Source organism: Mesorhizobium sp. M7A.F.Ca.CA.002.15.2.1 (genome assembly GCF_003998715.1).
In the GTDB taxonomy this organism is placed as follows: Bacteria; Pseudomonadota; Alphaproteobacteria; order Rhizobiales; family Rhizobiaceae; genus Mesorhizobium; species Mesorhizobium ciceri.
The window spans coordinates 1-7,548 of sequence record NZ_RZPI01000232.1; the positions used below are offsets into that span (position 1 = coordinate 1).

The window sequence follows — 7,548 nt, forward strand, 5'->3', positions numbered from 1 at the left end:
GCGCCCGCCGATGGTGCGGCCCCCGCGGACAACAACTGACGCGCATTTTCAAATGGCCTTGCGGCCTACTGCGAAAGCCCGGCCTGTCCGGGCTTTTCTTTTGCCGTTTTGCGGCCTACCTGTCTGACACATTTCTGAAGCCTGGGAGCCGCGTCATGGCCGGTTACGACTACGATCTTTTCGTCATCGGCGGCGGCTCGGGCGGGGTGAGGGCGGCCCGCGTCGCCGCGGCACTCGGCAAGCGTGTCGGCATCGCCGAGGAATACCGCTATGGCGGCACCTGCGTCATCCGCGGCTGCGTGCCGAAAAAGCTCTACGTCTATGCCTCGCAATTTCCCGAGCACTTCGCCGACGCCGCCGGCTATGGCTGGACGGTGCCGGAAGCCAGTTTCGACTGGCAGACGCTGGTCGCCAACAAGGATCGCGAGATCAGCCGGCTGGAGGCGATCTACGTCAGGAACGTCGAGGGCGCCGGCGGCGAGACCTTCCACTCGCGCGCCATGATCGTCGATCCGCATGTCGTGCATCTCCTGGGTGAGGATCGCACCGTCACAGCAGACCAGATCCTGATTGCCACCGGCGGCCGCCCGGCGGCGCATCCGGCGCTGCCCGGCCACGAACATTGCATCTTTTCCAACGAAGCTTTCGACCTCAAGGAGTTGCCCAGGGCGATCATGATCGAGGGCGGCGGTTACATCGCCGTCGAGTTCGCCAACATTTTTCACGGTCTCGGCGTCGACACGACGCTGGTCTATCGCGGCAAGGAGATCCTCAGCCGGTTCGACATGGACCTGCGGCGCATGCTGCACGAAACCATGGAAAAGAAGGGGATAAGGATCCTTTGCCATTCCGTGTCCGAATGGATCCGCAAGCGGCCGGACGGCCGGCTCGACGCGCTGGTCAGCGGCGGCGAGGTGCTGACCGTCGACCAGGTGATGCTGGCCATCGGCCGCATTCCCAACACCGAGAATATGGGCCTGGAAGGCATCGGACTGGAGATGACCAAGACCGGCGCCATCGCCGTCGACCAATATTCCCGCACCAATGTCGACAACATCTGGGCAATCGGCGACGTCACCAACCGCGTGCAGTTGACGCCGGTGGCGATCCATGAGGCGATGTGCTTCATCGAAACCGCCTTCAAGGGAAATCCGACCGCTCCCGATCACGAGACGATCGCGACCGCCGTCTTTTCACAGCCCGAGATCGGCACTGTCGGCCTGTCGGAGGACGACGCCGTCAAACGCTTTTCCGACATCGAGATCTACCGCGCCACATTCCGGCCGATGCGGCACACCCTGTCCGGGCGCGACGAGAAGATGCTGATAAAGCTGGTGGTCGATGGCGCGTCGAAGAAAGTGCTTGGCGCCCACATATTGGGGCCGGACGCCGGCGAGATGGCGCAGCTTCTCGGCATCCCGCTGAAGGCCGGCCTGACCAAGGACGATTTCGACCGTACGATGGCCGTGCATCCGACAGCGGCGGAAGAACTGGTCACCATGTACAAGCCGACCTATCGCGTGAAGGACGGCGAGCGGGTCGATTGACGGCAAATCCTGGTTGAGGAACTCCGCCGCGGCAAGGTCATGCCACGGCGGAGATGGTTGCTACAGAAGCGTGCCGCGCAGGATCACCAGCGCCACCGAGAAATAGATCACCAGCCCGGTGACATCGACCAGCGTGGCAACGAACGGCGCCGATGCGCTGGCCGGGTCGAAGCCGATGCGCTTCAAGGCGAACGGCAGCATCGACCCCGACAGCGAACCGAAGGTGACGATGCCGACCAGTGCAGCACCCACCGTGGTGGCGATCAGCGGCCAGTGCGGGCCATAGTCGTAGAAGCCCATATACTGCCAGAGCGCGATGCGGCAGACGCCGACCACACCGAGCATGGCGCCCAGCACCAGGCCGGTGGGCAGCTCGCGCAGCGCCACCCGCCACCAGTCGCCAAGGCCGATCTCGCGCAAGGCCAGCGCGCGGATGACCAGCGAGGTCGCCTGCGAGCCGGAATTGCCGCCGGAGCTCATGATCAGCGGGATGAACAGCGTCAGCACGATCGCCTTCTCCAGCTCGCCCTCATAGCTCTGCATGGCGTTGGCCGTCAGCATCTCCGAGATGAACAGCGCGCACAGCCAGCCGCCGCGTTTCCTGATCATGGCGAGGAAGCTCATCTTCATGTACGGCTCGTCCAGCGCCTCCATGCCGCCGAAACGGTGCACGTCCTCGGTCGTCTCCGCGATCATCGTGTCGATGATGTCGTCGATGGTGACGATGCCGAGGATCTTGCCATGGTCGACGACCGGAACGGCGAGCAGATCGTATTTGGAGATCGTCTGCGCCAGCGTTTCGCGATCGGTCAGCGGGCCGACCGTCATCGGAAGATGATCCGGCGCCACCGTCATGATCGAATCGTCCGGCTCACCGGTGATCAGCCGGCGCAGGCCCGTCGAGCGCACAAGCAGGTGCGTTTGCGGATCGACGATATAGATCGCATAGACGGTCTCGCGCGTCCGCTCCACCTTGCGGATGTAGTCGAGCGTTTGCCCGACGCTCCAGTCCGAGGGCACGCTGACGAACTCCGTCGTCATGATCGATGCGGCACTGCCTTCGGGATAGCCGAGGATGGAGAGCAGCGTTGCGCGCAGCGGCGGCGCAAGTCCGCCAAGCAGCTCGGAACGCGCCGGCTCTTCCAGCTCGCGCAGGATGTCGGCTGCCCGGTCGACCGACATGGCGGTGAGCAGCTTGCCCGCCTTGGCGCGCGGCAGCGCCTCCATGCGTTCCGACGCGCCGTCGAGTTCCGGCTGATCGAAGATCTCGACCAGACGTTCGAACGTCACTTCACAGAGCAGTTCCGTCGCGGTCTCTCGAGGCTCCCTGTTCAGGGCCTCGACAATGTCGGCGACGTGATCGTTGGCTAGGATACGGGCAATCGCGACGGCCTCGTCGCTTGCCACCGTGGTAAATTCGTTCATGGCTCACTCCTTGCCGTCCGGCAGGACATGAACCATGTGAGGTCACGTCAGGGCGGACGGCTGTTGCGTTCGACTGTGACTGTCGCCAGGCATGGCGCGGTGACCTTTCCGCTTGCGGGTTCGCGTTTGATTGTCTGCAAGCGGGCGCAACATAGGAGCGCGCCTCGCCGTGTCAATCGCGGTGAGGAGGGAAAATGCCGACGAGCGGGCAAGATCGCGAGACTGTGATCACCGGCCGCCGTTCGACCAGGCAGACCGGGGTGGAATAACCGTTATTTCTGCTTCAGCCGGCGCGAGAAGCGCAGCCACTTGTCTTCGACCGGCCTTGGGACCGGCCTTGGCTGCACCAGAATGGTGGTGAGTTCGGCGGGCAGGGTCGGAACCAGCGGCTTCTTGGTGGCGACGCCGTCGGCGATCGCGACGATGCTGTGATAGAATTCGCTGCCCGTCATCGATCTCGGCGCCACCGCCTCGTGCATGACGGAGATCACCGTGACATCGGGGCAGTTGTCCTTGATGGCCTGGTGGAAGGCGACCTTGCCATCGGGGTCGAGCGCGCCGGTCGCCTCGTCGAGGAACAGCAATCCCGGCTGCTGCAGCACGATGCGGGCCACCACCAGCTTCTGTTTCTGGCCGCCCGACAGAACCTGGTCCCAGCTTTTGCCTTCGCGGCTTTCGTCGGCCATGTGCTCGATAAAGTCGCCGAGCCCCGCCTTGTGCAGCGCCGACGCCACCTGCGCATCGCCATGGTCGTGCTCGGAGCCGGGCAGGCAGACCAGTTGCTTCAGCGACACAGGCTGCAGCTTGACCTCCTGGGCGGCATAGAAACTCTTGACGCCCTCTGGGAAGACGATGGTGCCGCGGCCATAGGGCCACAGGCCGTTGATCGCCTTGATCAGCGAGGTCTTGCCGCAACCGGACTCGCCTTTCAGGAAAGTCCATTCGCCGCGCCGGAAGCGCAGATTGGCGGCGCTGAGAAAGGGCGTCGCGTCCTCGCCCTGATGCGCCAGTTCGAGCTTCTGGATGGTCAGGCCGAAAACCGGGTTCTGGCTGGCATAGTGGAAGTCGGAGCGGCCGGTCTGGCTGTAGAATTCCTGCGGATGCTGGACATTCTCGATCGCATTGGCCAGCTCGGTGACACGCTGGCTGTTGGCGCGCAACGTGGCGATGGCGGGCATGACGTGGATGAACCAGGAACACTGGCCGATCAGCGAATTGACCAGCTCGGAGCCGGTTATGTAGCCCTTGAGGTCGAGACCGTTGTGGATGAACGGCACCAGGCCCGGTCCGTAGGCGACAATGCGGGCACCGATGAAATTGTAGATCAGCTCGAACGACATGTAGACGGTGTTGACGATGTTCAGCCGCGTCCAGGTGCCGTCGATGTCGACATAAAGCCGGCCATGCATGGTCCTTTGCACGCCTTCGCCCTGAGACGCCGCGACATGGAAGGAGCGGCGCAGGAATGTCGTCAGCTCGCCGCGATAGCTGCCCTCGGCCTGCTGCATCCTGACATTGAGGCGCTCGAGCAGGCCGCCGAGCTTGACCGCGATCCAAGTGTTCAGCGGCACGTAGGTGGCGACGGCCAGGAAGGCGAGGATGGCGCTGCCATAGCTGCCGAGGAATTCCAGCCCCTTCACCTCGACGGAGTTTTCGAGCAGCTTCTGGCCGACGAAATAGAGCGATGTGGCAACGCCAAGCACGCCCATGGCGAGCCCGATGGCGCCACCGGTCATGTCCTTGATGGATTCCTGGACGCGCTGGTCGATATTGTCGGGGGCCGGTGCGCCGCTGCCGGTCGACGCGTGCTGGGCATGGAAATGCGTATGATTGCCGTCCAGCAGCGCTTCATTGAAGCGGCTGTCCAGCCAACCGCGCCATTTGCGGTGCAACGTCGCCGAGACAAGGTTGCGGATGCCGGTGAAGCCAGCGTCCTTGAGTACGACCAGCAGCACGAGGACGCCGGCATTGACCAAAAGCGAGCGAAGCGGCGTGGTGTTGGCGGCGTCATGGAAGAAGGCGATGGAATTGACCAGTTCGCCCGAGGCTTCGGCGAACCAGACACCGGCCTTGCTGGACAACGCCGTGAGCAGCGCGATCACCAGCGTCAGCGTCCAGGCTTCCTTCCAGCGGTCGGAAACCCAGTAGGCCCGCATCAGGCCCCAGAAGCTGCGCATCGACGACACCGGCGTCAGAAGCGATCGCCCTGCGGCATCGCGAGGTGTTTTTTCCGGTACTGACTCTTGCGATGGTCTACCGACCCGAATCACTATCCCGCCCAAACCTTTTTTCTTTTGTTACGGATGGTAACACCAATTGATCATTTTCCATTAATTTAAAACCGGGCCGACCGGATTGCCCCGGCAGCCGTTGCCGTGAGGCAACAGATTACATGCTGAAATATAGCGACAACAGTCGACAAAAATCCGGATATTGCTTTTAATTTCATGGGCTTGATATATCGAGGGCGTGGCGTTGGCACGGCTTCCCCTAGGGAAGGCTTTCACACGGTTTCGTGAACTCGAAATCGTATCGAGCGACCGGTTTTCTCACTGTGGACGGCTCAAAGAGCTCGAAAATCTGCGGCTCGTGACTCGCCAGGATTGCCGGGGTCGTCCCTGCCGGGGGCAGGAATTGACGAGAGAATCGATCGAGCGGCGCGTTCCGTCTTGTCGGATCGGCTGAGGGACTGCGTTTGACAATTCATCCGCCTGGGATTGAACCTTGCCCGGCATCGGCGACACTCATGCATGTCCGGTTCTTCAACAAGGAAGCTCCCAATGCTTGCACGCGCGGCCGCAATCCTGTCCCTCTTTGCCTTTGTACCTTTGGCGCATGCCGGCGAGCAAAGCATTCCGGCCAGCGCCGAGGGCCAGATCGAGTTCAACACGCCGTCCGGCAACATCGGCTGCATCTACACGCCCAAAGGCGGCACCGGCACCTATGAGCCGAGGGATGGCGGCCCGGAACTGAGCTGCTCGCGCGTCGAGCCGAGCTACCTTACGATTATCCTGGGTCCGAAGGGGCCAGCAACGCTGATCAAGAACCCAGGCGAGCAGGGCTGCTGCAGCGATGTCGATAAGCTTGGCTACGGCAACAGCTGGAGCGCCGGGCCGTTCTCGTGCCAGTCGTCAACCAAGGGACTGACCTGCACGGCCACGAACGGCCATGGATTTTTCATCAGCAAGGCCAAGGCGACGGCGAAGTAACGTCTGCCGCTGTCGCGGAGAGGAGAGGCCGGCCGGCCTCAGCCGGCCTTGTCCAGTTCGCCGCGCGCCTTGGCGGCCGCCACCTGGCGAATGGCATCGGCCAGCGTATCGGCATCCTGCGCGCCCATGACGGCGTATTTGTCCTCGAGCAGGAAGCACGGCACACCAGAAATGCCCATGCGCGACGCGGTGGCGATCTCGGTGCGCACCGCCTCGACATCGGCCTCGGTCGGCAAAAGCGAGGCGACCACGGACGCATCCATGCCAGCCTCGCGCGCGGCTTCGACCAGCACGGCATGGTCGCCGATGTCAGCGCCTTCCTCGAAATTCAGCTGGAACAGCCGCCGTACAAGCCTGTTCTGAATGGCTTCGCCGGCGGCCCCTGCCCAGCGGATCAGCCGGTGCGCATCCAGCGTATTCGGCGCCACTTTGATGGCGTCGAAGGCAAAGGAAATGTCTTCCGCTTCGCCCAGCGGCTCGATGCGGTCGTGAATCTCGCGGATACGCTCGTCGCTGCCGAATTTTGCCAGCATGTATTCGCGCCGGTCCTTGCCTTCAGGCGGAATGGTCGGATCGAGCTGGAACGGCCGCCAGCGGACATGCACGTCGACATCGCCGACGGCGGCGATTGCCCTGTCGAGCCGCTTCTGGCCGATGAAGCACCAGGGGCAGACGACATCGGACACCACATCGACGGTGATGGCGTTCAATTCGCTCATCTCGATCTCCTGATCCCTCAGTTGGGTTTGCGCCACCATGTTGGCAGTTGATATCCGAATATGGGCGTCTTTTGCGGATGTTCCAGGTAGTTCCAGTAGGCGATCCATTGCTGCGTGTTGTACTGCATCGGCACCATGTAGTTGCCGGAGATCAGCAGCCGGTCGAGAACGCGAACGGCGGCAACATAATCCTCCTTGGAACGGGCGCGCAGCATCGCCTCGATTGCCGCGTCCACAGCCGGGTCGGCGACGCCGGCGAGATTGAACGAGCCTTCCGTCCGGGCGGCAGTCGAACTCCAGCGCCCGCTCTGCTCGATGCCGGGTGACAACGAATTGTTGAAGCCGCTCGATCCGACCAAGACCTCGAAATCGAAGCGCTGCTTGCGCGACTGTATCTGATCGCCGTCGAGGCTGCGAATGGTGAGATTGATGCCGATCTTCTCCAGCGTGCGCTGATAGATGCCGGCAAGGCGCTCCTCGTCCTGCGAAGCGGTCAGGATCTCGAAGCCGAAGGGTTTGCCTTCGGGATCAAGCATCGTTCCATTCTGCACGTGGTAGCCGACACTTTTCAAAAGATCGAAAGCTGCCTTCAAGACGCGCCGATCCTGGCCCGATCCGTCGGTCACCGGCGGCCGCCATGTGCCGTCC

The 7,548-nt window shown here is 62.7% G+C and carries 6 protein-coding genes; 2 read left to right on the forward strand and 4 right to left on the reverse strand.

The genetic code is table 11. The features are described from left to right. Nucleotides 1-155 precede the first annotated feature (155 nt). Nucleotides 156-1,547, forward strand: coding sequence for a glutathione-disulfide reductase (gor, locus tag ENZ74_RS15000; protein WP_063167999.1), 1,392 nt, complete (start codon nt 156-158; stop codon nt 1,545-1,547). A 60-nt stretch (nt 1,548-1,607) separates the two neighbouring features. Here the strand turns inward: gor and mgtE are convergent, their stop codons facing one another. Further along, the gene (mgtE, locus tag ENZ74_RS15005) at nt 1,608-2,972 is read right to left on the reverse strand and encodes a magnesium transporter (RefSeq protein ID WP_063168000.1); all 1,365 of its coding nucleotides are present in this window, start codon (nt 2,970-2,972) and stop codon (nt 1,608-1,610) included. 272 nt (nt 2,973-3,244) lie between these two features. Then, entirely contained in the window at nt 3,245-5,149 is a 1,905-nt protein-coding gene (locus ENZ74_RS15010; protein ID WP_024503285.1) for an ABC transporter ATP-binding protein/permease, read from the reverse strand. Nucleotides 5,150-5,752: 603 nt separating this feature from the next. On the opposite strand from ENZ74_RS15010, the gene ENZ74_RS15015 reads away from it, so the two are divergent. Further along, the gene (locus tag ENZ74_RS15015; protein WP_024503284.1) at nt 5,753-6,181 is read left to right on the forward strand and encodes a hypothetical protein; all 429 of its coding nucleotides are present in this window, start codon (nt 5,753-5,755) and stop codon (nt 6,179-6,181) included. A 38-nt stretch (nt 6,182-6,219) separates the two neighbouring features. Here the strand turns inward: ENZ74_RS15015 and ENZ74_RS15020 are convergent, their stop codons facing one another. After that, nucleotides 6,220-6,900, reverse strand: coding sequence for a DsbA family protein (locus ENZ74_RS15020; RefSeq protein WP_063170238.1), 681 nt, complete (start codon nt 6,898-6,900; stop codon nt 6,220-6,222). Nucleotides 6,901-6,917: 17 nt separating this feature from the next. Then, nucleotides 6,918-7,548: ABC transporter substrate-binding protein (locus ENZ74_RS15025; protein ID WP_245470959.1), on the reverse strand; the 631-nt coding region annotated here is incomplete at its 5' end.